The sequence below is a fragment of the Pseudoalteromonas sp. R3 genome, from assembly GCF_004014715.1.
Lineage (GTDB): Bacteria > Pseudomonadota > Gammaproteobacteria > Enterobacterales > Alteromonadaceae > Pseudoalteromonas.
The window spans coordinates 1,144,088-1,170,365 of sequence record NZ_CP034835.1 but is presented as its reverse complement, the minus strand read 5'-3'; the positions used below and the strand labels follow the sequence as shown (position 1 = coordinate 1,170,365).

The 26,278-nt window shown below is 43.8% G+C and carries 24 protein-coding genes and 1 pseudogene; 7 read left to right on the top strand and 18 right to left on the bottom strand.

Annotated features, from left to right (window positions below):
- Position 1 precedes the first annotated feature (1 nt).
- The 3 genes from ELR70_RS10160 (at position 2) to ELR70_RS10150 (ending at position 3,907) form a co-directional block, all read left to right on the top strand.
- Complete coding sequence (locus tag ELR70_RS10160) at positions 2–2,440, top strand: ABC transporter permease (protein ID WP_054016498.1); 2,439 nt, start codon at positions 2–4, stop codon at positions 2,438–2,440.
- Positions 2,441–2,958: 518 nt separating this feature from the next.
- Positions 2,959–3,168, top strand: a complete 210-nt coding sequence (locus tag ELR70_RS10155; protein ID WP_054016497.1) for a hypothetical protein — start codon at positions 2,959–2,961, stop codon at positions 3,166–3,168.
- 52 nt (positions 3,169–3,220) lie between these two features.
- Complete coding sequence (locus ELR70_RS10150; protein WP_054016496.1) at positions 3,221–3,907, top strand: hypothetical protein; 687 nt, start codon at positions 3,221–3,223, stop codon at positions 3,905–3,907.
- A 910-nt stretch (positions 3,908–4,817) separates the two neighbouring features.
- On the opposite strand, the gene ELR70_RS10145 is transcribed toward ELR70_RS10150, so the two are convergent.
- The 6 genes from ELR70_RS10145 to ELR70_RS10125 form a co-directional block, all read right to left on the bottom strand.
- A complete protein-coding gene (locus tag ELR70_RS10145; RefSeq protein ID WP_054016495.1) occupies positions 4,818–5,219 on the bottom strand; it encodes a hypothetical protein in 402 nt (133 codons plus the stop codon).
- Between the two features lie 108 nt (positions 5,220–5,327).
- The gene (locus ELR70_RS10140; RefSeq protein WP_054016494.1) at positions 5,328–5,711 is read right to left on the bottom strand and encodes a hypothetical protein; all 384 of its coding nucleotides are present in this window, start codon (positions 5,709–5,711) and stop codon (positions 5,328–5,330) included.
- 107 nt (positions 5,712–5,818) lie between these two features.
- Positions 5,819–5,974: a hypothetical protein gene (locus ELR70_RS24835; RefSeq protein ID WP_160317410.1), complete on the bottom strand. Its 156-nt coding sequence runs from the start codon at positions 5,972–5,974 to the stop codon at positions 5,819–5,821.
- Positions 5,975–6,171: 197 nt separating this feature from the next.
- On the bottom strand, positions 6,172–6,780 hold the full coding sequence (locus ELR70_RS10135) for a type II secretion system protein GspG (RefSeq protein WP_054016492.1): 609 nt from the start codon (positions 6,778–6,780) through the stop codon (positions 6,172–6,174).
- 122 nt (positions 6,781–6,902) lie between these two features.
- Positions 6,903–7,895: a fatty acid desaturase gene (locus ELR70_RS10130; RefSeq protein ID WP_054016491.1), complete on the bottom strand. Its 993-nt coding sequence runs from the start codon at positions 7,893–7,895 to the stop codon at positions 6,903–6,905.
- Between the two features lie 150 nt (positions 7,896–8,045).
- A complete protein-coding gene (locus tag ELR70_RS10125; protein ID WP_054016490.1) occupies positions 8,046–8,483 on the bottom strand; it encodes a thioesterase family protein in 438 nt (145 codons plus the stop codon).
- Between the two features lie 782 nt (positions 8,484–9,265).
- Between ELR70_RS10125 and ELR70_RS10120 the strand changes: the two genes are divergently transcribed.
- Entirely contained in the window at positions 9,266–12,118 is a 2,853-nt protein-coding gene (locus ELR70_RS10120) for a TonB-dependent receptor (RefSeq protein ID WP_054016489.1), read from the top strand.
- Positions 12,119–12,515: 397 nt separating this feature from the next.
- Here ELR70_RS10120 and ELR70_RS10115 read toward each other — a convergent pair whose 3' ends face one another.
- A complete protein-coding gene (locus tag ELR70_RS10115) occupies positions 12,516–12,947 on the bottom strand; it encodes a hypothetical protein (RefSeq protein ID WP_054016488.1) in 432 nt (143 codons plus the stop codon).
- A 166-nt stretch (positions 12,948–13,113) separates the two neighbouring features.
- Complete coding sequence (locus ELR70_RS10110) at positions 13,114–13,707, bottom strand: Crp/Fnr family transcriptional regulator (RefSeq protein ID WP_054016487.1); 594 nt, start codon at positions 13,705–13,707, stop codon at positions 13,114–13,116.
- A 240-nt stretch (positions 13,708–13,947) separates the two neighbouring features.
- Here ELR70_RS10110 and ELR70_RS10105 point away from each other — a divergent pair, with 240 nt between their 5' ends.
- Positions 13,948–14,919: a transposase gene (locus tag ELR70_RS10105; protein ID WP_054016486.1), complete on the top strand. Its 972-nt coding sequence runs from the start codon at positions 13,948–13,950 to the stop codon at positions 14,917–14,919.
- 435 nt (positions 14,920–15,354) lie between these two features.
- Here ELR70_RS10105 and ELR70_RS10100 read toward each other — a convergent pair whose 3' ends face one another.
- A complete protein-coding gene (locus tag ELR70_RS10100; RefSeq protein ID WP_054016485.1) occupies positions 15,355–17,160 on the bottom strand; it encodes an RICIN domain-containing protein in 1,806 nt (601 codons plus the stop codon).
- A 175-nt stretch (positions 17,161–17,335) separates the two neighbouring features.
- Between ELR70_RS10100 and ELR70_RS24830 the strand changes: the two genes are divergently transcribed.
- On the top strand, positions 17,336–17,506 hold the full coding sequence (locus tag ELR70_RS24830; RefSeq protein WP_164881442.1) for a hypothetical protein: 171 nt from the start codon (positions 17,336–17,338) through the stop codon (positions 17,504–17,506).
- Positions 17,507–17,611: 105 nt separating this feature from the next.
- Here the strand turns inward: ELR70_RS24830 and ELR70_RS10095 are convergent, their stop codons facing one another.
- The 3 genes from ELR70_RS10095 to ELR70_RS10085 form a co-directional block, all read right to left on the bottom strand.
- The gene (locus ELR70_RS10095; RefSeq protein WP_054016484.1) at positions 17,612–18,094 is read right to left on the bottom strand and encodes a GNAT family N-acetyltransferase; all 483 of its coding nucleotides are present in this window, start codon (positions 18,092–18,094) and stop codon (positions 17,612–17,614) included.
- Between the two features lie 78 nt (positions 18,095–18,172).
- On the bottom strand, positions 18,173–18,601 hold the full coding sequence (locus ELR70_RS10090; RefSeq protein ID WP_054016483.1) for a hypothetical protein: 429 nt from the start codon (positions 18,599–18,601) through the stop codon (positions 18,173–18,175).
- 109 nt (positions 18,602–18,710) lie between these two features.
- Positions 18,711–19,103, bottom strand: a complete 393-nt coding sequence (locus ELR70_RS10085; RefSeq protein WP_054016482.1) for a hypothetical protein — start codon at positions 19,101–19,103, stop codon at positions 18,711–18,713.
- 231 nt (positions 19,104–19,334) lie between these two features.
- On the opposite strand from ELR70_RS10085, the pseudogene ELR70_RS10080 reads away from it, so the two are divergent.
- Positions 19,335–20,031 (top strand): annotated as a pseudogene (locus ELR70_RS10080) (phage integrase N-terminal SAM-like domain-containing protein).
- Between the two features lie 115 nt (positions 20,032–20,146).
- Here ELR70_RS10080 and ELR70_RS25690 read toward each other — a convergent pair.
- The 6 genes from ELR70_RS25690 to gcvT form a co-directional block, all read right to left on the bottom strand.
- Entirely contained in the window at positions 20,147–20,269 is a 123-nt protein-coding gene (locus ELR70_RS25690; protein ID WP_268795170.1) for a hypothetical protein, read from the bottom strand.
- Entirely contained in the window at positions 20,232–20,789 is a 558-nt protein-coding gene (locus tag ELR70_RS10075; protein WP_054016481.1) for a hypothetical protein, read from the bottom strand. Before ELR70_RS10075 ends, ELR70_RS25690 begins: the two co-directional genes overlap by 38 nt.
- Positions 20,782–21,084 (bottom strand): helix-turn-helix transcriptional regulator, encoded by a 303-nt coding sequence (locus tag ELR70_RS10070; protein WP_054016480.1) that lies wholly within the window; start codon positions 21,082–21,084, stop codon positions 20,782–20,784. Before ELR70_RS10070 ends, ELR70_RS10075 begins: the two co-directional genes overlap by 8 nt.
- A gap of 546 nt (positions 21,085–21,630) precedes the next feature.
- Entirely contained in the window at positions 21,631–24,528 is a 2,898-nt protein-coding gene (gcvP, locus tag ELR70_RS10065; RefSeq protein WP_054016479.1) for an aminomethyl-transferring glycine dehydrogenase, read from the bottom strand.
- Between the two features lie 188 nt (positions 24,529–24,716).
- Positions 24,717–25,106: a glycine cleavage system protein GcvH gene (gcvH, locus tag ELR70_RS10060; protein ID WP_054016478.1), complete on the bottom strand. Its 390-nt coding sequence runs from the start codon at positions 25,104–25,106 to the stop codon at positions 24,717–24,719.
- A gap of 62 nt (positions 25,107–25,168) precedes the next feature.
- Positions 25,169–26,251, bottom strand: a complete 1,083-nt coding sequence (gene gcvT, locus ELR70_RS10055; protein ID WP_054016477.1) for a glycine cleavage system aminomethyltransferase GcvT — start codon at positions 26,249–26,251, stop codon at positions 25,169–25,171.
- Positions 26,252–26,278 lie beyond the last annotated feature (27 nt).

The following is a 26,278-nucleotide window of genomic DNA, read 5'->3' as shown; positions in this document are numbered from 1 at the left end:
TATGTTATTCAAAAAGAATCTGCGCAACGCGCTGAATAACCTGCTGCGTGCACCAGGTTATTTTATCACCATAGTGCTGACCTTAGGGATCACCTTAGGTGCCCTGTCGTCCATCTTTAACCTCAACTACCTGTTGAGCTTCGAACCTTTGCCCTATCCGGATCAATCACGACTGGTGATCAGTAACTGGCGTCATACCGACGATGGCAAGCTTAAATTCGCCAATGCCCAGAACTACCCGGGGTTGCGCGAAATGGCCAACTCCGCAGAGCTCTTTGAGCAGCACACCTTTATCAAATATGGTGAAGAAATACTGCAAAACGACCCGAGCAAAAGCAAACTCAAAGCGGCATACACAGGCCCGGAGTTCATGCAATTGCTGGCGGCTGAATATGCGCTGGGTCGTGGCTTTCAGGACACTGAACGTAAAGACAGCCACAACCCGGTTGCCGTGATCAGCTATGATTTCTGGCAGGACTTTTATGCCGGCAGCCAGGATGTACTGGGCCAGACTCTGGAAATTCAAGGCACTAAGTTCTCGGTAATTGGTGTGACCAGCCCTCAATTCGTTGAGCCGCAGTTAATGTCGGTCGACAATAAAACACAGGTGTGGATGCCATGGGACTTCAACCCGGTCAGTGAAAAAGACGATACCGACTGGGGACTGTTCTTCATCGATATCTTTATGGTCGCTAAGTTGCAGGCAGATCAGTCACCTAAACAGGCTGAACTGGTACTGAGCAACGCCATTAATGCCAAGTTCCGCGCTGAGAACGCAGGTGTGGCTTACTTTGAATCGCGCAAAATTGACGTTACTTTAGAAAAGTTTGAAACGGTCATTTTGGGTGATACCCGCTCTCAAACCTTACTGATGCTGGCGGGTATGATCATCCTGCTGTTGATTGCGGCGGTTAACGTGACCAACCTGGTACTTGCCCGTGCAGCCAATAACCATCGTAAATTCAGTATTCAGGCCGCTCTGGGCGCCAACAAGCGTCATATTTTCTCTGCGATTCTGGCTGAAATTGGCCTGGTAATGACAGCCGCGGCGGTTTTCTCTGTCGTGATCACTTTGATTGCAAACAATCTGCTGGTCAGCTTTGCACAAAACCATATTCCGCGCGTCGCAGAGCTACACCTGAATGTGGCAACTGTGGTCTTCTCATTTGCGGTTGCCTGGTTACTGGCGTTTGCGTTTGCCACCATTACCACACAACAGATCAAGTACCGTGCTCTGGCGGGTGCCATTCAAACCAGTGGTAAAGGCAGCGGCCTGCAAATTTCAAGAAGCCTGCGCACGACCCTGATGGCCAGCCAGGTAGCCCTCAGCGCCCTGCTGGTAACCTGTAATGCCTATGTGCTGAGCAAAGCGTTAGACAATATCCAGCGCCCACTTGGATTTGAATCTGAACAGGTTGCCTATGTGTCTATGGAACTAGGTGGAGTCGACCTGCAAACCCGTGAGCAATGGATGAGCCTGGTACAGGATCTGAAAGACAAAATTGCCACACATCCGTCGGTTGCTGAAGTCAGCATAGGATCAAATGCACCTATGGCTCGCACTAAAAACATGGAATGGACCATAGCGGTAACCACGGAGCAAGGCGGTGGTGACCGCATCAGCCCGGGAGTGGCACTCATTGATGAGCAATACGTACCTTTAATTGGTTTGCCAATGCATCAGGGCCGTAACTTTACCGCAGAAGATGTCGCCAATCGCCAGAAGGTTGCGATCATCAACCGCACTATGGCCGAGCAAATTGACCCAAGTGGTAACGTGCTTGACCGCCCTGTGTATTTACCTCGTCAAAAAGACCCTTACATTATCGTGGGTATCGTTGAAGATATGCAGGTACCTGCACAGGAAAACAGCCCGCGCTTTTATATTCCAAGCATCTCGGCGGCCAGCTTTATGGTGAAGTATAAGCCAAACAACCGTGTCAGTGTCCTGGAATACAACCAGCTGGCAGAGCAGGTACACTCTCAGGTATATCTGTACGACGCCTATGACATGACCAGCATCCATGACCAGAAACTGGCACTGGATCGCATCTTTGCCTGGATCTCAGCTTCGCTGGGTGTCTTGTCTATCCTGCTCGCAGCCATTGGTCTGTACGGTATGTTCAGCTACAGTGTGACACTGCGTAAGTTTGAGCTAGGCGTGCGCATGGCCATTGGTGCCGCGCCAAATCGTATCATCTCACTCCTGTTGAAAGATGCGATGACACCTCTGCTGAGCGGTATCGTGATAGCACTGCTTGGCCTGGTTGGGATTTACTATTACCTGAGCAACCACAGCACTTACTTTGTAGAGCTGGATATAGTCAGCGTACTGCTGTCATTGCTGGTGATTGTAAGCACATCTGTGTTGTCTGCTATCTATGCAAGCAGCCCGCTGATCCGCAACCGAGTGATCTATTCACTACGCGGCAGCGACTAACCACAAAAAAGCCACCGGTGTGACAGGTGGCTTTACCCTCTTGAACTTATCTTTTTATTTATAACGCCCAGTTAAGGTGTGTTTGGTAGACAAATCTGTGTTTAGTATGTTTAGTAGACACGCACTATTACTTGAATTAACCATGTCAGAGCTGAGCTTTTTCTTCTCCAAAACTACCCTTTAGTAAACCTTCATTTCTGAATTGAACCAGCACTATTTTCGGTTGGTCTGCGGTTATTAACAGGTTCCAGTTGGGTACCTGCGGTTTTTATAAGTGCTTTATCCGGTAAGTTCGATACCGGATGCCTAAACATTTTTAGGGCTGTTGTCCAATAACATTATTACGCCCCAATTTATCCAAATGCGACACAGATGTGACTTTGACAGTTGCAACAGATTGTTTACTTTGAGTTTATTCCGTGGGATCATAAGGTTATGTAATACAGCCCGTTTTGTCGGTTTACGTTCCGACATGTTGGGGTAGAATAAATTGTTATGTGTACAAGGACAATTGAGCATTGGAAAACTCTCCAGAATATCCTATTTGCATCGTTTATGAGGACGAAACCGAAAATGTTGTGTTAGCTAACGCAATGGAGGTTATGACTCACCTCGAATGGTTTGACTCTGATGATCCTGAATGTTGTGCTCAAGTTACAGATGCAAAAAATAAAACTGTTAGCCTTAAAGTTGAAGCTCTGGAAATTATAGAGCTAAAGTACACATAACAAGGCAAATTAAAAAGTGCGGACAAAAAACAGTTGGCTTTCTAGGATAGATATGAGTAAAAATTCATTTTTTCCAAATGTTGAAGATGTCTTCTATGAAAAAGTTGAAGAGCATGCCGAATTCTTACTACCTTTACTCTCTGTAGATGTGGAAGACTTTTTAAAAGGTGAACAAGGCAAGTTACACTTTGTTTTGCCTTTGGAGCCATTTGATTGTTTGGGTTTAGAAACAAAAAAATTCCACAATTATTATTGCAGAACTAACTGGATAGCTTACAAGTTAATAGATAATAAGCTGTCTCTCTTAACTGATTTTAATTTTTTCCAAAAAAAATACATCAATACACATAGTGACTACAAAGAAACTTTTGGTGGCGTGGAAAGTTATTTAAATAATCTATCAAATGACTTAGAAGAAGAGTTTCAAAAATTAAAGCTTCAATACCGCAAAATGAAAGAGCATAGAAAACTTGTTAATGAAGAGCGAGTTTTTGAATATTTTCACACTCCCTATGAGGACATTTTTGACACTTTTCCCACTACTCAAGGTTTAGATAACATATCAATACCTCTTACTGAAGATGGTCGACCTTTTAAATATATCGGTAAAATCGATATATGTGACTTATTCATACAGGATGGAGATGATAAGTGGTACTCAATTGATGTTGACACTTGCATCATTATGTATTTTGACCCACAAGAAAAAATAATATTAAATACATTTTTCGGTTCATAAAACTGTTCAGTTAAAAGCTAAAGGCTTTGTTCGGACACCCATTCCAACAAACTTGCCACTTCAAAGCTTATTAACCCAAATTGGGCAGATTCAGATTGGCTGTTACGTCGATGAGAGAGGAGCGGAATTAGCTGGGTGCCTCTGTATTGGCCTTTCAGTTTGAGTGTTTTTTAAACGTTGGCTGGTTACTTGTTTAGTCGTGAAAATTCCCTTTTGAGCTTACGAATTGACAAAGACCTATAAAGAATCGAGCCCATCAAGTAAGCAAAAATCACGTACCAGCCTGCATTAAAAACAGGAACCAAGGACACCCACCCTAAATTGTTGCGGAGCAGAACGGCTGCTAGCTTTGTTTGGACATCCACTTCAAAGATTGATCGTCCAATCTCAGTGGGGCTTTGTTCGGACACCCATTCCAACAAACTTACCACTTCAAAGCTTATTTATCCAAACTAGACGGATTCAGATTGACAGTAACGTCAATGAGAAAGGAACGGAATCAGCGGGTGCCTCTGTATTGGCCTTTCAGTTTGAGTGTTTTTTAAACGTTGGCTGGTTACTTGTTTAGTCGTGAAAATTCCCTTTTGAGCTTACGAATTGACAAAGACCTACAAAGAATCGAGCCAATCAAGTAAGCAAAAATCACGTACCAGCCTGCATTAATATACAGCAGGTTTAAGCCATATGCCGTGCCGAAGTGTATTGCAGGCACAACTGGAAATGTTGGCATTATAGCCACACCAGCAACAGGCTCTCGATCACACTTTAAGTGTGTAAGATTGCCGTCCAGAATTTCTAAGTAGAAACCTATCGCTACTGATATTATTGATAGAAAAGCTAATAAAAGATAAAGCAACACCCCTCCGCTTTTTTAGCGCAACAACACTTTGACTGGTAATTTTTGGTTGATTTACAACTTATAATTACAGCCAAGTAACCGTGATCGAATATACTGATCATTTTCTTTTACTGTCAAATCACTATATATTTCACACCACTTTGCATGATTACCATAGTCAGCAATGGCATAAGCTATAAGCTCCAAATTTCTTTTAGTGGTATTCGGATGATTTGTGATCTCTACAAATTTGTTGGAGTTTCTGATACCCCAGTTTACGAACTCACCATAGATAGCAGCTCCCGGCGCTTCACCCTTATATTCGTTTAAGAAATCAATAACCTGCTGACTAGATTGGCTTTTACCTAAAAACGAACTGGTCGCCCTGCTAGCTTGACAGGTTGAATCACACTGTTGTGATTCAATAAAAACATACAATATCAACACAGCTAATACGACTGATACCAGTTTCATACACCGAAACACCTTTGGTTAATATAGTGCGCCAACTTCAAAGCGTAGCAACATCAGGAGTCGTTGCCTCTGTATTTGCCCATTGTAGCAACGAAGCTTGTTAAATCTCTACTTTGTATACAGCTTAATATACTTTGCAGCGATTTCTTTTGCTTGAGCTAACTCTGCCTTTTTCATTGCTTTAGTTAAGCTAGCTAACCTTTCTTTTGCAAAGTCAGTATCGGTGCCATTTCTGGATAAAACAACGCCATACCAAGCATAAGACTCAACTTTATTTTGAATTGGTTCAGGGCTTGATTCCAATAGATAGGCAAACTCTACTTGAGCGGTATAAAAACCGAGCCTTGCACTTTTTCCCAGGTATTTTGCTGCAGAGTTAAAGTTCCCTTTTGATGCGGCTTCAACGCCTTTATCGCGTAACTCGCTCTCTTCACTCGCTATGCAATGATTAGCAAACATCATTGCAATCAGGGTTATTAGGATTAACCTCATACTCTCTCCTTGCATTTAGTGCGCGCTCACCGATAAATAGAGCACGCTGGGTAAATTTATCGAGTGCAGCACTGTGTAACGTGCCACATTCGTATTTGCGACAATACTTAAATCTCGACCTTATCAAAATACTTGATTACTGGCAGTACGCAAAGAAATGCGCTCAGCTTATCCAGTACGCCGTTATCCTGAATGAAACTCAAATAATTCTGATGACTTTCTACCGTTAACCATTCTTCGTCCAAAAGGATTTGTTTGGGCATCCACTTCAAAGCTTGATCGTCCAATCTCAGTCACTTGAGGTTGGCTGCAACCTCAATGGGAAAAGAACTGATTACGCTGGGTGCAACTTTGCTCGGATATCCAATTACCAAGCTTGAAGGTCTTTCAACTTGAAACTAGCTGCCATTCGAAAAACACGGTTCAATTGGGTGTCTTTATTCCACTTACACCACTGTATCTAAAGGATAACAGAAGCAACTGCGAGCAAAAATACCAACAGAACAAAGTAGCAAAGCACTCCCAGGTGGTAGCCAACCAATGATTTTTCGATTGAATTTCCTTTTCTGTAAGCCAGAAATACACCGGCAATGTAAGGTGGAAGGCCTACTCCGAAGCCTGTTAATATCAGCAAAATAAAAAGCGCCTGGAAACCATGTTGTTCTTTTAGCCCGCATTCAAGCTCACCCCAGTTCCCGCATCCTCTGTTAGCACCAGTACCGCCAGGCAGTCCATCTTTACCATATGTCCATATATCAAATCCTTCCGGGTTGTTTTTACCTGGTGATAGGTATAAATAATCCCTACCCCAGGGGTCTTCAGGTAGGTCATTGATAATCTTTTCTTTTTTACAAGGGCAACTTTTACTGATAAGTACTTCCTGAGCCAACACACCTAATCCTTGTTCATTAGTTGGATAACTACCGAATTCACGATGGTAAAGCTCAACGGCTTCAGCCAACTGTTTAATATCTAGATAAGCTATTTCTTCCGGTGATAGATCTCTACTTGAGCTTTTAGCAAAAGCTGAAATTAGAGTAATGATTACTAATGCTATAACTTTTTGCATTGAAGTTTCCTTGTTTCCCCCAACATTGTGACCAGGCATATCTCCACCATGTTTGTAAGCCTTTCAGTTTGACACAGCCTTGTATAAGCACCGTTCGACTGGGTGTCTCTGGTTTAATTTAACTATTCAGGTGTTGGGTAATGATTTGCACGTTTCAAGCTTTGTAAGTCGTCAAAACGTACTCCATGTAGCGCCATAATGGGCCGTATTTTTTTGCTTATTAATTGCCGAATATAAAAGGGCTGATTCGGCACAAAGTGATGAATTGTGTGTGTACGGCCAAAATCAAAACAAAAGAGTTGAAATGGTACGAACCAGCGACTGGTGATCACGTGCGTTTGCTCTAGCACATTGCTCACTCCACCATAATAATGCATTGAAGATGTGATCAAGTTGAGAGACGTCGAGCGGACAATATTTGGCACAATCAATACCACCATCAGGAACTCTGCAACCGCCAGTAGCTCGACTCCCCACTTAGGTAGTGCAAATGGATGAACAAATTGCAGCACATGAAAAGCGATTACACCGTATAAAATCGCAAAGTATGCCGTCGCAATGGGAAAACCGGCATTAAAGACCTCAAAAAACCTGAAGTCGCGAATTTCCCTGCTAAAGCACTTTGAATTAATCAATAAGCCTAGCAGACCATCTGTGATGACGAGCGCTCTCAAAAAAGGAGATTTAATGCCATTACCCACTAAGCGTTCTTCCAGGTCTTGTGGGGTGCCAGACACTTTGTGATGGTGCAAATGAATTTTTCTGCGATACCAGGGGTTCACAGTGTTTGGTCGCATTAGCCACACGACTAACATCATAAAGTTATGTATAAGCGGACGTTTACTAAAATACAGCTTGTGGATCAGGTCATGCTCAAGTTCATGTGTAATGGAAGTAATAAAGGCTACCAAAAGAATGCACAACCACGCGGGAATAGCGGCAAAATAATAAAGCGTAGCAGCCCCAGTGAATGAACATAATGACAACAGCAAAATAACCATAGCTATGCCATTTTGCTTTTCAAGTATAGGATAACGCGCTCTGAGCGATTTCTCTTCTGCTTTAATCGCCGTCACTATCGCTGTTATGTTTTGTTTTGCGGTTAACTTTGACATAGACCGTTTTTGCTAACTTGCTGATACCAAAATCATACCTCAGACAGCGAACTTTGGGGACATCCGTACACAAGGTCCGCCTGACTGTCACTCATGTCAGAAACAACGAGCGCAGGCTACCTGTGCATTTATAGCAAACAGAAACTCGCTCTATTGCTCACTGTCCATCTCGTATTGCTTTAATACGGCCAACATGCTCTCTGGAATGGGCGATTTTTGCCCTGTTTTCATATTAAACATCACCACATTCGCATACCCTGTTGTGCATATTGCCTGCTGGGACTCACTAAACGCCTCGTAACGCATGGTGAAGCGGTCTTCTTTGATATCAGTGATATATGAGCCAATATACAAAGTATCTGGAAAAGTCACGGGTCGCTTATATTGCGCATAAGTATCACGCAGTACCGGGCTGTGGGTGGGTTCTGATAAGACAGAAAGTAACCCTGTTTGTTTCAAAAAATCAATTCGCGCGGTTTCGAAGTAACGAAAGTAAGACACATTATTGACGTGCCCCAAAGCATCCATTTCACCCCACACCACGTTTATTTTGGTATTAATTGCAAATTTCTCGAAAAATTCCTGCATGATGTAGCCTTGAATTATGATTATTTGCTTTGAGGGTAACAACTCATCGTACCAGTAACAAGCACTATGCGATATTTCTGCTGTCTAACTCAATAAGCGCAACTAAGTCAGTTTTTCATGCTGACCATAATTCAGTGGTAAACCAAAGAACCCAAATGGGGAACAATTAAGACTGGGTGTCTTTCAAATCCCTTTTTTCAAACCCATTTCGAAGTGACGAAAAAAACCCAAATTTGAAACAGTTAAAGCTGGATGTCTTTCAAAATCTCTTTCAAAATCGTCTTCAAGATCGGTCTTTTTCAAAACCTTTATAACACTGTAGGCTTGTTGAATATGACCATACATTACTTCCTGATGTTAAACTTTTTAACTTACATGGATTCAAATCACCACACCAAAGCCGCAACACCATTAACACAAAAAACAAACCAAATAAACACAACATTAACCAGATTGTTTATTTCAAACAAACTAAAGATGTAATTAATGCAACTTTAAGACATATTTGCACAAACAGCAGAAATAAAAATAAAACACCTAACACAATGAAGTGATTAATAAAAGGCGGCTAAATCATTCTATTTAAAGATCAATCAAACCACCCAAAAACAAAACAAGAATACCATATTCCAAAACAATCTTTGACAAGTTGATATTTTTTCAATTGCCCGCCTTATTGCTCTCGTTACACTGCTCTGTAGAGTGACTTATATAACTTATTGATGTACTTCGGTTATTCACTTGCCCAGTTAATAATAACAATAAACCATCAAGGGACCCTTATGACTTACACTTTATCGCCTGTGCATATCGCCATCACGACAGCCCTAGTTTTGATGCCAAACCCTGGTTTCTCTGCTGAAAAGATAAATGAATTAGATAACAAAAATGAAGACAATGAGATTGAGATTGTTGCGGTAACAGGTTCTCGGTTGATCCGGCCCGAACTCACTTCTTCTTTACCAATCACAACAGTGACAAGCGAAGACATCGCGCTAAGCGGATTAACTTCCATTACCGATATTTTCACACGTTTACCAGCCATGAATGGCCATCAGGTTTCTATTGATGAAAACTTTGGAGCCGATGCAAGAAATAATGATGGTCGACAAAAAATTCAATTACGCGGTTTAGGGTATGCTCGAACCTTAAACTTGCTTGATGGCGTCAGAATGGCGGCTGATACCGATGGTTCGGTGGACATTTCAATCATCCCCACAACCATGCTAAAACGGGTGGATATTAAAAAAGGGTCAGCATCTGCAATTTATGGCTCGGATGCCATTGCGGGGGTGGTTAACTACCAGTTACTTAAAGACTTTGAGGGTGTCAAGCTGAATGTCTCGACAGGGATCAGTGAATACAATGATGCCCCAACTCACACTATTAGCTTTGTCGGCGGCACCAGCTTTAACGAAGGTGGAGTTACATTAGGAATTGAAGCTAAGAAAATAGGAACATACAACAGAGGCTCGCGAAGTTTCTACTACCCCGATAGAAGCTCACACAAAGTTGATGGTATTTTTGAAGGTACCAACTGGCTGAGTATTTATGGGCCCGATGGCAATGCGACTTATGCAGATTGCGATGCAGACACCGCCACAGCAACCTACCACATGATGCACAGAAATAATGGCACAAATGGCAGCAGCTTAGATGACTTTTCTCCGTTCTCTGCAACTTATCGTGGGCAAGTCGGGCAAGCCTGCTGGGAATTAGAAGAAATAGCGCAGGAAGAAGCCGAGAAGAAATATAAAGAAGCCCATGGCTATAACTTTCAAAGTGAAACGCTAGACGCATCCGAAAGAACCGAATACAGCATACTGTTAAACACATATTACAATTTTACAGATACACTTGAAGGTACCGCTCAATTACTTTACGCCGACAAAGAAAACTACGCACAAGAGGCTGCTGCGGTAGTCTCTGGCCTGTTCGTAAGTAAAGATAATGAATATAATCCGTTCGGCCGCGATGTACGCTTGAACCGTCGCTTGACCAACCTCAATAAACGAAACACAACAACAGTTACCACGCCTTTTCATGTGCGCCTTGGACTCAATGGCGAACTATCTGAAAATTGGACCTGGTCCACAGATCTTGTACATAGCCGTTATGAAGCAAAAACAACTTATCCTGAAGCACTGAATAGAACTTTGTTACAAGACAGCCTAAGCGGCCCTGAGGTTTGCCTTGCTGAAAATAATTGCTCACCACTGAACCCTTTTGTCGACCTTGAGCAACTTAACAGCGATTTGCTAGATGCAATTATGGTTGATGGTATTTGGAGTAAGCACAAGGCCACAACGAACACCTTCAATCTAAGTGCGGTAGGAGACGTTTTCAACTTACCTGCAGGGACTATTCAAATGGCAGTAGGAGTCGAATACCGCACAGAAGAAGCCAGCAATCAATTCGATGATGTAAGAGGAAAATATAAATTAGTCGGTAACCTGAGTCAGGAAGACAGCAATGTTCCACCAAAACGTAAAATCAAAGAAGCATACATCGAAACCAGCATTCCAATCGCTGAAGATGCTTATTTGGCGAAACATTTAAGTGTTGAGCTTGCGGTTCGCTACTCCAATTATAGTGATTCGGGTTCATCAAGTACGCCCTCTATTAATGTTTACTGGAAGCCAATAGAGCAACTCATGGTTCGAGCTAATTACTCTGAAGGTTTTCGGGCACCGACTTTATTTGATTTATATCGTGGCAAAGAAGTATTCACTGATCGTTGGTATTCCAACTCTTCCGATCCATGTAGTAACACAGGCTGGGAGCAACTGGCATTGTGTAAAAGCTTTGGTGCAAAAGTGGCTGAAGCAGAGCCCTACCAGTGGTCATTTGAAATGGGCGGCAATGAGAACCTTAGCCCGGAAACGTCTACATCACGTAACTTAGGCTTTGTATGGACCCCTGAATACCTTAAAGGTTTTACTGCCACATTAGATTTTTGGGAAGTAGACATTGAAAATGCGCCAGAGCGTTTAACCAGAGTAATGCTGCGTGAAAATGCACGCACCAATGGAGAGTTATTTGCCGATCTAATTCAACGAAACCCAACAACTCATGTACTTGAACACTATAAGAGCATCGTCATTAACATCGGTAAAACGAGATCCCAAGGCTATGATCTAGATTTAAACTACACTTTTCCTGATACACAAATAGGCCGCTTTCAAATAACCTACTCATTAGCTGAAATCACTCAAGGTGATAACCAGTACTTAGGTGATGACAAATGGACTCCCTATATTGGTCGATATAATAATTTAGAGACCAAGCAATCATTTGGCATATTTTGGAATAAAGGAAACTGGAATTCTTCTTTCACCATGGCGTACGGTAGTAAGGCATTTAATTCAGATGAAGACGATATTCTTGATTTAACAAACGTGCCAGAAAAAGACAAATACAGAACAGCCAGAGACTTTGCCCTGGACTGGTCGCCGTCTTACGACTTGAAAACGCTAACGGTTGGCTATGACGCACAGCAATATGGTCGATTTAATCTCACTGTACAAAATCCATTTGGTGAAAAGCCACCATTTTTGGATGTCGCACGAGGCTATGATCGCGGGCCAAACCCAAGAGGTCGCTACTACACTTTATCGTGGTTCAAAGAGTTTTGATCTCCCTTTTCATCTTTGATTTCTATTCTCACTAAGTTCCAGGAAGTTAGAACGTAAACAAGGCATGGATGCCTTCACACCAATTCAGACACGCAAGCTGCCTCTTTAGCTTGACGCTAATCTCACCATTTATCACAACAGGTAAGTGACGGGGGTTATACGTTACCTCCTTAAGCGTGTAGTCACTATACCTAGCGCTTAACATTCTAAGGTACTGACTTATTGCCGCCTTTCGGGCAAGGGCTCAATTATTACTAAAGGCCGTGCTATGTTCTAAATTGAAGTGGGTGTCAGCCAAAAATGACCCAAAAATGCACCTACCTAAGTATCGGCAGCAATCCAAAAATCAATATGGAACAGGCGATTAGAAATTGAAGTGGGTGTCACCCAAAAACGCCTACCCAAGTATCGGCAGCAACCCAAAAATCAATATGGAACAGGCGATTAGTGATAATAGTGACCCAATACGTACCAGAAGCATTACAATGACTTCGGTTGTGATGTTTGCCGAAAACCCAGCACCGGCGATTGGCAGCGCTTTACTTGCACCAGTCACTGACGCAAGGGTTATTCCCATCCAAATAAGTATGAATCCGAATGCAGAACCATAAGCAGCAAAAAGTGCCGAAAATAAAGGCAGTTCAACCAGCGACCAGACAACACCGAAGAGCGCCACAGCCATGCCACATTGAACAGCCGTCAAGTGACCAGAAAGCGCCATCCGGGAGTTTTTTACAGCGGGTATCAACGCGCCTTGTACCAGGCCAACAAGAAAAAAAGCAGTGCCGATAAATATGAGGTGTGCACCTGTTTGTGTTAGTTCCATCATTGAGCCCCTTGTGTTTGCACGGTGCCAGACTGTGTGGTGCTACAGACGTGCCAGGCAATGTTTAACGGGGCACTTTGCTTAAATTGACTTTTGAACTTTTGAAAAATATTCATTGTTAATCTCCAGTGAAAAAACACATGGTAAACAACGAAATATGTGAGTTCATTCACCTAGATTCATATTTTAGTTTACTCAAAGTCTGGGGCGCGACACCGAGATAAGAAGCGATATGGTATGACTTAACTTGCTTAAATATAAAAGGATATTCGTCCAGTAAACGCTCGTACCTTTGGGCAGCAGTCTCTGACATGAGAGAAAGGACGCGTTTGTACGTGGCCGAATAATAGGTGTTGTGTAACCATATACGAGCCAAAATTCCCCACTTTTTGTCTTGTGCTACAAACTTATCAAGCTTTTCCAGAGACGTTACGTAAAAAACTGAATCTTCAAGAATTTCAAAGTTAAGCATTGATCCTGTTTTTTCGTAAAAGCTGACACTATCATCCATAAAGTGGTTTAAACCATGCCTACTTTTACCGCGAAAATAGAGTTGCCAGGTATGCTCTTTGCCATTCATATCACTGAAATATGATCTGGCTAACCCGCTTTTGATAAACCATATCTCACTAAACACATCGCCGGCGCGATGTACAATTGTTCCTTTTTTGATATGTTTTCTCTCAAACATGCTACAAGCAGAGTTCCACTCGTCATCATTGACCGGAATATACTGTTCAATCATTTTTCTAAAATATTTCATATGGCTACAGCTATCGTTTTTTATATAACGCTCGTTCTGGGATCCAAAAAATACTTATTTGAAATCAATATAATGAAAATGCACAGCGTTGCTCTATCCAATTCAGTTCATCAACAATCAACCTGATAACAAAGTCATAAGTGATTGCTTTCCCTTTCCGTAGACATCCACCTCAAAACTTGTGTGCTTTGCTCGCACCGACTACGCTTGTAGGCGACTCCAAGGATTAGGACGACCATTATGCCAACAGCACGAAAAAACCAAGTCAGTTTAGTGGATACTAAATACTATCATTGCATCTCTCGCTGTGTTAGACGAGCCTTTCTGTGCGGCAAAGATAAATTCACAGGCAAGTCTTATGAACATCGTCGCGAGTGGGTTGAAGACAAGCTACTTACACTGGCCGCTGTTTTTTGCATAGATATCTGCGCTTACGCTGTTATGAGCAATCATACCCATATCGTTTTATATGTGGATGATATAAAGGCCAAACGATTGTCTGACAAGGCTATTGTCATCCGATGGCATAAGTTATTTAAGGGAAACTGGCTGACACACAAATTCATTGAGGGATGTGAGCTCAATTATTCTGAGCTCATCATGCTCAACAGTATCATTGAGCAATACAGAGAAAGGCTCGCAAGTATCAGTTGGTTTATGCGTGTGCTGAACGAAGATATTGCTCGCCGGGCAAACAAAGAAGATGGCTGCACAGGTCGATTCTGGGAAGGTCGATTTAAGTCGCAGGCTTTACTTGATGAAGCAGCATTGGCGGCCTGTATGGCTTATGTTGACCTGAATCCAATTCGAGCCAAAGTAGCTGAAACACCAGAAACTTCTGACTACACCAGCATCAAAAAGCGCACTGAACATGCCCATGATGGCAAACAACCAAAGCACCTTCTGCGATTTGTTGGGAATCCAGGGCAAAGTATGCCTAAAGGGTTGCCATTTGAGCTTAAATACTACATTGAACTGGTTGAGCTAACAGGTCGATGCGTTCGTGCAGACAAACGCGGTCACATCTGCGATGCCCAACCTATCCTTGCCCGACTACAAATCGAGCCCGATAATTGGCTAAAGCTCACCACCCGATTTACCAAAGTATTCCATGGTGCAGCTGGCAGACGTCACGCTATGACTGAATACTGTACGCATCTGCAAAAAAGGCGACGTACCAACCTGGCCAACTGCGAGCGCTTGCTGGGATAAAAAGGCTCATACCTGACTTTCGGATTAACACTGTAGCGACTGCAGGGGTTAATCACGCCATTTAGCATGAAATTAGCTACGTTATAGCTGAGACCGTACTCATCAAAGCCACTCTTTAATAATTCCTATTTAATTTAAAGCATGATCACTTTAAGAAGGTACTGGTATCGGGTGAGTGTCAGCGATTGTGAATTCCGTCACAGGCACTTTCAATTTAGAACATAGCCGTCCTTGTTGATTATGGTTTTAGATGGTTGTCCTTGTTAATTTGTTACAACCTGCTCTGCCCGTTTTAGATGGTTGTCCTTGTTAATGGTTGTTAATGGTTAAAGTGATTAATCTGATTTAGATCGAACTAAGCACTCATTCACCCCACCCAATTAAAAAATCTGCTGGAAAGTGCATCGCGTCACTTCCCAGCAGAGCGTCTATTTATTAGTTTGAAACAACTACATGGTTGTGCCCTGTTAACACCGGGCAATCCCACAAGTGTGTTCTTGTGAAGTTATGTGGCTGTGGAGAATCTACACAGCGAGATGGTTGTAATACAGTTTTTAATTGGCCATTGATATATTCAAACTGTTGTGTCGGGCTGGTGTTACAGTCCCAAATCATCAGTTTTTCGCCATTGCTCGTCGCTGAGTTTCTATAATCAAGGCACTTGTTATAGTTCATTTTACTTCTCACTTTACCATCGGCAGTGAATAACCATTTCTGGTTTGCACCAGCGTGACAATCGTACAGTATGATGTCTTGACCATTGCTTGGATGGTACCCATTAATATCTAAACACTTATCGAATATTTTCAACTCTACGTATTTTTCAATGCCCAGGTAGTTGTCATTCCAAGTATGTGGATCTGCGGCTTCAAGCCATCTTACCGTATTTTTCATATTACCTTTACCAGCACTATTCCAAGAGAATAAATAGTCTGAGTCATTAGGTAAACATAGATAGTTGTCTTGCCATGTATGCGGGTCTGCCAACTCAATGATCTGCGTACAGCGCATGCCATCGATTGGGCCAGCAAAAGACCATTTCATGCCAATGTCTTCTGATGAGCAGAAGTAGTTGTCTTGCCAGGTATGTGGATCTGCGGGTTCGACTGTTTGTACGCAGTACATGCCATCCACTATACCAGATGACTTAAATGTAAATGACACACCACCAAGCGCTGTGTGTTGGTCCATGGCGTAGACACCGGTCAGTTCACTAATAGACAAACCTTGTTGATTACAATCTACTCCATTCGCTTGTAATCTACCGTTTTGACATTCTTTGAATACAACTTGTCTTGATGTGCTTCCTGCTTGCAAGCTAACAGGATTTGCACTGACGCCGACAGCAGTCATTTTATGTTGGTTTCGCAAAGCTTGTACATCAACCAGAGCAAGGAAGTCACTGCTATTCAACGATGCAAATGCAAGGCTGACTTTCATCTTCTTAACCGTACTTGATAGGCTTACACTATTTCCTGATACCTGCAAAGGAGGGTTTTTATGGTAGCCAACAGAAAATTTTAGTTGGTTATTCGGCGTTGCTGGGTTCACAGCCTGAACAAAAAAGCTCATGATTGGTTCGTGGCGGTTAGAATGATGGCCATACTTAATACGCTCCAGTTCATGAACGTCAACAGCCACCCCTACTCCTAAATTACCTTTATTCACCATAAACATCAAAGACTGCGCACCGTCATATGTTTTGACCTGATCTACGACGAGCTTTAACGTATCGTAGTCAATGTCTTTTATCAGGCTGTGCACGATGTTTTTTGCAAGTTCTACGTTGTTTTCATTGACGCCATCGACCAATGCTTCTAATTGACTCAAGTGGTGTGCGTTAGTCACAGCAACAGTCGCAAAGTGCTCAAGTGCAGCAAGCTTTTCTTGTTGATCAGCGACAAATGTTCCAATGTTGTCTAAAGTGGCCATTTGTTGAGCGAGTGATATAGCTTTATCAGTAATAGCTGTGGAGTCAACACCAACCAAGTTAGTTGCATCATTCACAACGTTTGCACCATGTCTAAGTGTATCAATTGCAACATTTGTCACTGGGCTAGTAACATGCCTAACCACTTGTGCTACCTGTGTAACGGCACCGCCAACAGTTCCAATCGGGTCTGTAAAGAAGTCACCTATACTACCCCAGCCAAAAGCATTTACTTGGCTAGTCATGGCCATAGAGCCGGCCACCACGGAAGCGACCATTGCTGAATTTACGATCCCTTTTCGTGAACCCATAATTTACTCCAAATTTCTATTGTTTAATTACACGACGCTAAAAAGCATGAATACTGGCCTTCAATTCGTTTCGTAAATTACATCAATAAACTAAGCTCATCTATTACACTGTATTACAAGTGTGAATTATGTGTCATTTTTGTGACTCATCTTTTTTAGGAAGGACAATAGAAAAGTGCTCGATTATCACCCTACTTTTTTGGGCGAGATTGCTGCTCCTGGATGCTGGATGCTGGATGCTGGATGCTGGATGCTGGATGCTGGATGCTGGATGCTGGATGCTGGATGCTGGATGCTGGATGCTGGATGCTTTTATCTTGCTGGTAAACTTCTAAATGCTATGTAGAGAAATGATTTCTGATGTGATCTCCGCTAAAAAAGGTACGGACAATGGTGGATGTCTTCCAAAATTGATGTCTTCCAAAATTGAAATTTTCGTGATTTGTAATTGTCAGGCTTGGAGCTTTCGCCACATCAATTGCGCATCAGTGCCATAACTTTTGCACACATTATCTGACAACGGCTTAAAACCTTGCCTTTGCCAAAACAACTTTGAGTTCTGGACAGCAACCAGCCTAATCTCTTTGAAGCCCAAATTAGTTGCTACCTCTACCAGGTGCTTCATCAATTTTGACCCAATGCCTTGTCCAAATGAGGAGCTTGCAATTGCCAGATCATGGAGAAACAAGATGTTACCTTCCGTATCATTCGGTAAGGCGTTAAACAACTTCGGAGGCTGCTCGCTATTCCAAGAGTGCGCTAACAAATAACCCTTTAATTTGTCACTGTCGCGATAGGTAAAGCAACAGCTGGGCGTTCGATTCCATTTGTCCTTTAACACCTCAAGACTTTCAGGCTCAACAAACAGATAGACCTCTGCCTGAAGTTTTAGTATTTCAGACCACGCAGCTTCCCTAATTATTTCTATCGCCATACTCAACTCTAAAATACTCTTGGCCTAACGCCGAAATTAAACGGCTGACAATAGCTAGCTAAAGCTTGTGCGAGCAATTCAAAGACACCGATCCCGAGGCCTGCCTGCATACCAAAAAATATCGATAAATTTGGCTGGGTGTCTTTGCAATCTATACCACTGATGTGCAGGCAAATTAATTACCTCGTTAATTTCAACTAACGTCCAGCCTCTGGATTTGTGCTCAAATACATATGCGATTGAAGGCTTATAATCAGCTACCAATAATTTACCAACCAAACTATTTTTCTTAGAGTACCAACAGTATGCATTACTTTCGTTAAAGTCAGGTATTTGAGAAGTCAATGCTCGTTCAAAGTCCGTATCTAAATACACCAGCCCTGAGAAATTATTTTGAGCTTTATCAAAATATGTATACACGTCACAACCATTAGAGTTTTGTACTTCTGATGTTCCTGCACAACCGGACAAAACTAAAATGGTAGATAATAAAGCCAAAATTTTCATGTGTACCTAACGCCGCTATAAATTGCGGCTTTGGAGTTGATTGTTTTGTGGTAGCGTAGCGTTAAACCACAAGACAAGCGACGGAAAAGCCGTCAATTTGATAGCTTTGTTAACTGCTGAACTTAGATGCACTCTTAACCTCGAAATTAAACGAGTTTGCGGTTATGAACCACTCGTACCATGGGACTGTTTGTTTGAAACCATCGAATGAGAACACACCGTCTACGAAATGTGCATGCATAATTTCATCCAATGGGAACTCTGGCTCTGGATGCTCCTTTGCCGCCTTGTCATCATCCCAATACGTAGCTCTTTCTTCGGTTACTCCGAGAATTTCTAGTATTGCTTCTTCAACTCTCCAGTCTTGACCTTCAGAATCTGGGTGCTTTTTAGAAATAAAAGCACCTTTTATCTCTAAAATCACGGATTCAGATTGACGCTCTATCTTTTCAATTGAAGCGTCATGAAATCCTAGTTTGTCAAAATCGGTGCTCAATTTCATAGGCAGTTAACAATTTATTCTACCCCAAAATGTCGGAACATAAGCCGACAAAACGGGCTGTATTACATGCCCTCATAGTCCCACGGAACAAACTCAAAGTAAACAATCGGTTGCAACCTGCTAAAACGCATTTGTGTGAAAATTGGACAAAACGGCATGTAATAATGTTATTGGACAACAGCCCAAGCACTGTCTATATATCCAGTATCAACCTTACCAAATGAAACGTTCATGAAATCACCTTTTCTACTCATGCTGCAAGAGCAGATGTACCTACGACGTTATGCTAAACGTACCATTGAAGCGTACCTAAAATGGACTGCTGCATTTATTCGCTTTAACAATATGCGACACCCTACAACTATGGGGGATAAAGAAGTTGAGCAATTTCTTAACCACCTAGTAAATGAACAAAATGTTGCTCAAGGCACACAAGCGCAGGCATTAAACGCCTTATGTTTTTTGTATAAAGAGATACTTAAAAAGCCAAATCCTCCAAGTAGAAAATTATCTGCAACTTGACCTGAAAAACCCTCAGTACTGTGGCGTATGGCTACCCCACAGACTAAGACACAAATACAATGGTCACGAGAAGCGGTTGATGTGGCAGTATGTATTTCCTTCTCACAAGCTAAGTGTTGACCCAGAAACAAAACAACTCAGACGGCACCATATTGATGAGAAACAGGTTCAAAGAGCAGTAAAAAAAGCAGCGTATTTAGCTGGGATCACTAAGCAGGTAACACCGCATACATTACGGCACTCTTTTGCGACACATCTGCTGCAAAATGGCGCTGATATAAGAACAATACAAACTCAACTTGGCCATAGTGACGCCCGGACAACTCAGATTTACACGCATATTATCCAGCAAGGAGGCCAAGGAGTGATAAGTCCAATTTCTCACCTCCCACAGCGAATCAAATAACAGACAATAAAATGCACCAGCTCAGGGTAAAACTCGCCAACTCCATCTGACGTTAAGCATAAATGCCAGCCAATAAACCTGGTTGGCATTCAAGTACAAGGTTAATTGTTAATAATTAACCACCGCTTTCCTCTGGCTTTAACGGTTTCTGATAACTGCGGCGATCAGGAATAGGAGACCCTGTGCCGCCACCATGTCCACTAACAGCTCTTTGCTGCTGCTCCGTTAGTTGTTTCATATCTTTCCTTTCTAAATCGATTTGCGATTGTCAGAACTAATATACCCTCAGCAATATGCACGAATGATTGCACCGGGCTATATAAGTTGTTTCTTATAGGATAGCTATCAATTACATAGTGCGTATACAGTGTCACTTCAATATACGTAACCAAATTGATGAGTAAAGATATAAAATGAACGAACAGAAATGCACCTTCCTGCTTGCTCACATAATAGTGCTTGTTTACTTGCCTGAAAAAGGCTGAACGACTCTGTAATCTTTCGGCCAACAAGCGTCTGCCAACAACAGGAAAGATAAACAAAACACACATAAGCATTGACCAGATGTAATAGGGGTTTCCCCATCCAAGTGCAATTTCATATGTCGTATTGTCGAGCACTTCCAAAGCAACAAGCACAATCATCAGGTAACGAACATTAATATTTTTCCATCCGATACACAGTGCAATCAAAAATAACGGCAATAGCATATTTTCAATGAGATCATAAAATAACTTGAAGTTTTCATAACTAAACATCAGATACATCCTTCTTGTTGGTGTTATCCTCAGCCGACTGGGAGTCCAGAATTTCCTTCGTTTTTTGCTCAGGGCAAACACCACAAACAAAGCAAATATACATAAATGCTAAAAAAGGAATATGTGTTTTACCTGTTTCCCAATTGGAGATCGTGGCTTGGTCAACTGGTGGCATTAATTTTTTCCCTAATGCGCTTTGACTCAGTCCAGCATCTATCCGCATTGATTTAATCGACTTCGCAGCTTCTTTTAACAAGGCAGCAAAGAGGCCCGCTCGCCGTATTCTGACTTTCATAGCTATCCTTTCAAATGTTGACCGACACGCAGCTAAATTAACAAATGTTAACCAAAAGATTATCACTGAAGTAACCTATCAGCAAGCGTAACCTGTCAAGCAAGTAAATCTAACTAACTAATAATAAAAGTCTTTATTTCAACAAACCTCACATTCATGAATTTATTAATAGCCAACATACTAACAATGCGAAGTTACATTGCAACCGTATAATGTAAAGAGGTCAAAAACGGTTCAGCGACAAAGCTGGAAGAAAAAACTAACTGATTGAAAAGATTAGGCAAGCTCAATCAATAGACTTGATGCGTACACAGAACATAGATGTAAGTGTTCTCACAATACCCTGTTCAAAGCACAGACTTATTTAATTATGAATTATCAATAATATTATATTTACCCCACAAGAGCACTGAGTTAGCCACAACGCGCAGTTCTGTCTACTCTCGAATTTATCGCCTGATCACAGACACAAAAAAACCGCTCGTCCTAAAACGAGCGGTTTTTATCGTTTGTCAGCCCTGTATTTACAAGGCTTACAAACATCACTTACTCAGCATAAGTCTCTACAGCGGGGCAAGAACAGATCAGGTTACGGTCGCCGTATACGTCGTCGATACGGGTTACCGTTGGCCAGAACTTGTCTTTAGCAACTGATGCAACCGGGAAGGCTGCATAGAAGCGATCGTAGGCACGATCCCACTCGTTGCCCAGTACGTCTGCCTGGGTGTGTGGTGCGAACACCAGTGGGTTGTTCTCTACTGACCATTCGCCGTTTTCTACTTTGGCGATTTCAGCGCGGATAGAGATCATGGCTTCGATGAAGCGGTCGATTTCTACCTTAGACTCAGATTCTGTTGGCTCGATCATCAGCGTGCCGGCAACCGGGAATGACATAGTCGGTGCGTGGAAACCGTAGTCCATCAAACGCTTAGCCACGTCCATTTCTGTGATGCCAGAGGCTTCTTTCAGTGGGCGCAGGTCGATAATACATTCGTGGGCAACGCGGTCGTTGCGGCCACGGTAAAGTACCGGGTAGTGCTTGCTCAGTTGCTCTGTCAGGTAGTTGGCGTTCACGATGGCCATTTCAGTGGCCTGCTTCAGGCCTTCGCTGCCCATCATGGCAATGTACGCCCATGAGATTGGCAGGATGGCTGCTGAGCCGTAAGGGGCCGCAGATACTGCGCCGTTACCTTCGTTGGTACCTGCTACTTTGATCACGCTGTGGTTAGGCATAAATGGCGCAAGGTGTGATTTAACACCGATAGGACCCACACCCGGGCCACCACCGCCGTGCGGGATACAGAATGTTTTGTGCAGGTTCAGGTGCGATACGTCAGAACCGATTGAGCCCGGGCTGGTTACACCAACCTGTGCGTTCATGTTCGCGCCGTCCATGTAAACCTGGCCGCCGTGCTGGTGAACAATGTCACACACTTCACGGATGGCTTCTTCGTATACACCGTGGGTTGACGGGTAAGTAACCATGATACAAGACAGGTTCTCAGATACGTCTTCTGCCTTCGCGCGCAGGTCATCCAGGTCGATGTTGCCGTCTTTATCACAACCAACAACAACGACTTTCATGCTGGCCATTTGCGCCGACGCTGGGTTAGTACCGTGCGCAGAGCTTGGGATCAGACACACGTTACGGTGGCCTTCGCCGCGTGACTCGTGGTATTTACGAATCGCGATAAGACCCGCGTATTCACCCTGTGCGCCTGAGTTAGGTTGTAGTGATACTGCGTCGTAACCTGTGATGTTCACCAGCCAGTCGTGCAGCTCAGTCATCATGACCTGATAACCCTGTGCCTGCTCTAGTGGGCAGAATGGGTGTAGTTCAGCGAACTCAGGCCAGGTGACCGGGATCATCTCAGCCGTCGCGTTCAGCTTCATGGTACAAGAACCCAAAGAGATCATTGAGTGGTTCAGTGCCAAATCTTTGTTCTCAAGACGCTTGATATAACGCAGCATCTCAGTTTCGCTGTGGTAGCTGTTGAAGTTGTCGTGCGTCAGTACTTCGTCATCACGTACCAGGCTTGCCGGAATACCTGTGATGTTGTTTGCAGCAACTTCGCTGTCCAGTGCTGCCACATCTAAGCCATGGCCTTCGCCCAGGATGATGTCGAACAGTTCTGCGATGTCACCGCGAGTCGTCGTTTCGTTCAGCGCAATTGAGTACTCGCCAGCGTGGTTGATGGCAAAGTTGACTTCGTTTGCAACGGCGCGCGCGACGACTGCGTCTTTATCTGCGTCGCCCGCAACCACTGTGATAGTGTCAAACCAGGTGTCGTGCTTCAGTGCCACGCCTTTGGCTTTCAGGCCGGTTGCCAGAATGCTGGCGAAGCGGTTAATGCGCTCGGCAATGGTTTTCAGGCCCTGTGGACCGTGGTACACCGCATAGAATGCAGCCATGTTGGCCAGCAGTACCTGCGCTGTACAAATGTTTGAGTTGGCTTTTTCGCGGCGGATGTGCTGCTCACGTGTTTGCATTGCCATACGCAGTGCGTCGTTGCCTAAACGGTCTTTCGATACACCAATGATACGCCCTGGCAGTGAACGCTTGTATGCATCGCGTGTTGCGAAGAACGCAGCGTGTGGACCACCGTAGCCCATAGGCACACCAAAGCGCTGTGCAGAACCCAGTACCACGTCTGCGCCCAGTTTACCTGGTGCTTTCAGTAGCATTAAGCTCATGATGTCAGCGGCCACACAGGCAATCGCTTTTTTGCTTTGTACTTGTGCGATGATGTCTGTGATGTCGACCACTTCACCTGACGTCGTTGGATACTGGAACAGGGCACCGAAGATCTCGTGATTTGCCGCTTCGCTTGCAGGGCCAACTACCACTTCAAAACCAAACTGCTCAGCACGGGTTGTGACGACGTCGATGGTTTGTGTGTGTACGTCTTCTGCAATAAAGAACAGGTTCGCTTTTTTCGCTTTAGACACACGCTTAGCCAGCGCCATGGCTTCGGCTGCTGCGGTTGATTCGTCAAGCAGTGACGCACTGGCCAGGTCAAGGCCGGTGATGTCCATAGTCATAGTCTGGAAGTTAAGCAAAGACTCAAGACGGCCTTGTGCAATCTCTGGCTGATACGGCGTATATGCGGTATACCAGCCTGGGTTTTCCAGTACGTTACGCAAGATAACGTTAGGCACGTGCGTCGGGTGATAACCCTGACCGATGTAAGATTTGAAGACTTTGTTTTTGCTTGCTACTGATTTCAGGTAGCTCAGCGTTTCTACTTCGGTACGGCTTTCACCAATTTGCAGGCCTTGCTCTAAACGGATTGAGCTAGGTACTGTCTGACCGATCAGCTCTTCAACACTCGATACTCCAAGCGCAGCAAGCATGTCACTCACCTGAGCCGGGCTCGGGCCAATATGGCGACGAATAAAGTCTTGCTTTTGCTCTAGTTGTTCAAGAGATTTGGCGTTTGACATGTGTCCAGATTCCTATGATCCAAGTAAAAATGGGGGTGTCACTGTTGCTCGACGACCAGCAAGTAATGCACAGTGCGACGAAAATACCTTGGTAACAGTCACAGAGTTTAACGGTGTTGCCACGCCTTAACGTCGTGGCGCAACTGTAAAAGCCCCACGCAGGGGGCTTTTATGGTATCTACAACGAATTAGTCTTCGTCGATGTTGGCTTCGTAGCCTTCCGCATCAAGCAGGTTTTCAAGTTCGCTTTCGTCAGACGCCTTAACACGGAACAACCAGCCGTCACCGTAAGGGTCGTTGTTGACTGATTCCGGAGAGTCTTCAAGCTCTTCGTTGATAGCCACGATCTCGCCGCCGATTGGCGCGTAGATGTCAGAAGCGGCTTTTACAGACTCAGCAACCGCGCAGTCTTCACCAGCGTCAACTTCGTCACCTACGTCAGGCAGGTCAACGAATACCATGTCACCCAAAAGTTCCTGCGCATGCTCAGTGATGCCGACAGTGTAAGTGCCGTCGCCTTCAGCGCGAACCCACTCGTGAGACGTTGCGTACTTTAACTCGCTAGGAATGTTGCTCATTTTTTTGTTCCTTTGGTCGATTTATGTGGGCCATCGCCCGTTATTCTATTGTGCTCTGTGCGTTACAGAACCGACTTACCATTGCGTACAAAGCAAGGTTTAACCACTTTAACGTCTACCAGCTTTTTGCGCATTTCAACCTGAGCTGTGTCACCCGTAGAGCGAGGTACACGGGCCAAAGCTACGCTAAAGCCTAACGTTGGCGAGAATGTACCAGAAGTGATAACACCTTCGCCACCTTCTACGATAACTTTAGAGCCACCGCGCAGAACGCCTTTGCTCTCAAGTACCAGGCCAACCAGCTTGTCAGTGCTCTTGTCAGCACGTTGCTGCTCAATCACTTTACGACCGATAAAGTCACGCTCTGCCGGCTCCCACGCAATGGTCCACGCCATGTTAGCAGCCAGTGGAGAAACGCTTTCGTCCATATCTGAGCCGTAAAGGTTCATGCCCGCTTCTAAACGTAGCGTATCACGTGCACCTAGGCCAGCCGGACGGACGCCCGCGTCTAATAATTTTTGCCACAGTTGCGCTGCATCATCGTTGTGTACAACGATTTCATAGCCGTCTTCACCTGTGTAGCCCGTGGTTGCAATGAACAGCTCTTCAGCCTGTACGCCAAAGAATGGCTTCATACCTTCTACTGCGGCGTTTTGTGCATCGCTCAGGATAGTGGCTGTTTTTGCTTTGGCATTTGGCCCCTGTACCGCAATCATCGCGTACTCAGGACGCTCTGTGATAGCCACATCAAAGTCGGCAGCAACCGCATTCATGTGTGCTAAGTCTTTTTCGCGCGTTGCAGAGTTTACAACCAGACGATACTCAGTTTCTGTGAAGAAGTAGATGATCAAATCATCAATCACACCGCCCTGCTCGTTCAGCATGCCAGTGTAAAGTGCTTTACCTGCTACTTTCAGTTTTGCCACATCGTTGGCAACCAGCTTGCGCAGGAATGCCTGAGCATCCGCACCTTTTACATCGACTATGGTCATGTGAGACACATCAAACATACCTGCGTCTTCACGCACGGCGTTGTGCTCTTCGATTTGCGAGCCATAGTTGATTGGCATTTCCCAACCGTGGAAATCGACCATTTTCGCGCCAGCTTCTAGGTGCTTGGCATGCAGTACTGTTTTAGAAGTCATACTCTTCCTTCACTTTATTGTCATCAC

Bases quoted from the DNA above. Each gene is read 5' to 3' on its own strand.
- gcvT (WP_054016477.1), bottom strand. From the start codon at position 26,251: ATGACTTCTAAAACAGTACTGCATGCCAAGCACCTAGAAGCTGGCGCG.
- ELR70_RS10090 (WP_054016483.1), bottom strand. From the start codon at position 18,601: ATGAAAATTTTGGCTTTATTATCTACCATTTTAGTTTTGTCCGGTTGT.
- ELR70_RS10130 (WP_054016491.1), bottom strand. From the start codon at position 7,895: ATGTCAAAGTTAACCGCAAAACAAAACATAACAGCGATAGTGACGGCG.
- ELR70_RS10105 (WP_054016486.1), top strand. From the start codon at position 13,948: ATGCCAACAGCACGAAAAAACCAAGTCAGTTTAGTGGATACTAAATAC.
- gcvH (WP_054016478.1), bottom strand. From the start codon at position 25,106: ATGAGCAACATTCCTAGCGAGTTAAAGTACGCAACGTCTCACGAGTGG.
- ELR70_RS10140 (WP_054016494.1), bottom strand. From the start codon at position 5,711: ATGAGGTTAATCCTAATAACCCTGATTGCAATGATGTTTGCTAATCAT.
- ELR70_RS10160 (WP_054016498.1), top strand. From the start codon at position 2: ATGTTATTCAAAAAGAATCTGCGCAACGCGCTGAATAACCTGCTGCGT.
- ELR70_RS10070 (WP_054016480.1), bottom strand. From the start codon at position 21,084: ATGAAAGTCAGAATACGGCGAGCGGGCCTCTTTGCTGCCTTGTTAAAA.
- ELR70_RS10150 (WP_054016496.1), top strand. From the start codon at position 3,221: ATGAGTAAAAATTCATTTTTTCCAAATGTTGAAGATGTCTTCTATGAA.
- ELR70_RS25690 (WP_268795170.1), bottom strand. From the start codon at position 20,269: ATGAAACAACTAACGGAGCAGCAGCAAAGAGCTGTTAGTGGACATGGT.
- ELR70_RS10085 (WP_054016482.1), bottom strand. From the start codon at position 19,103: ATGAAATTGAGCACCGATTTTGACAAACTAGGATTTCATGACGCTTCA.
- ELR70_RS10125 (WP_054016490.1), bottom strand. From the start codon at position 8,483: ATGCAGGAATTTTTCGAGAAATTTGCAATTAATACCAAAATAAACGTG.
- ELR70_RS10120 (WP_054016489.1), top strand. From the start codon at position 9,266: ATGACTTACACTTTATCGCCTGTGCATATCGCCATCACGACAGCCCTA.
- gcvP (WP_054016479.1), bottom strand. From the start codon at position 24,528: ATGTCAAACGCCAAATCTCTTGAACAACTAGAGCAAAAGCAAGACTTT.
- ELR70_RS10145 (WP_054016495.1), bottom strand. From the start codon at position 5,219: ATGAAACTGGTATCAGTCGTATTAGCTGTGTTGATATTGTATGTTTTT.
- ELR70_RS10095 (WP_054016484.1), bottom strand. From the start codon at position 18,094: ATGGCGATAGAAATAATTAGGGAAGCTGCGTGGTCTGAAATACTAAAA.
- ELR70_RS10110 (WP_054016487.1), bottom strand. From the start codon at position 13,707: ATGAAATATTTTAGAAAAATGATTGAACAGTATATTCCGGTCAATGAT.
- ELR70_RS10100 (WP_054016485.1), bottom strand. From the start codon at position 17,160: ATGGGTTCACGAAAAGGGATCGTAAATTCAGCAATGGTCGCTTCCGTG.
- ELR70_RS24835 (WP_160317410.1), bottom strand. From the start codon at position 5,974: ATGCCCAAACAAATCCTTTTGGACGAAGAATGGTTAACGGTAGAAAGT.
- ELR70_RS10135 (WP_054016492.1), bottom strand. From the start codon at position 6,780: ATGCAAAAAGTTATAGCATTAGTAATCATTACTCTAATTTCAGCTTTT.
- ELR70_RS10075 (WP_054016481.1), bottom strand. From the start codon at position 20,789: ATGTTTAGTTATGAAAACTTCAAGTTATTTTATGATCTCATTGAAAAT.
- ELR70_RS10115 (WP_054016488.1), bottom strand. From the start codon at position 12,947: ATGATGGAACTAACACAAACAGGTGCACACCTCATATTTATCGGCACT.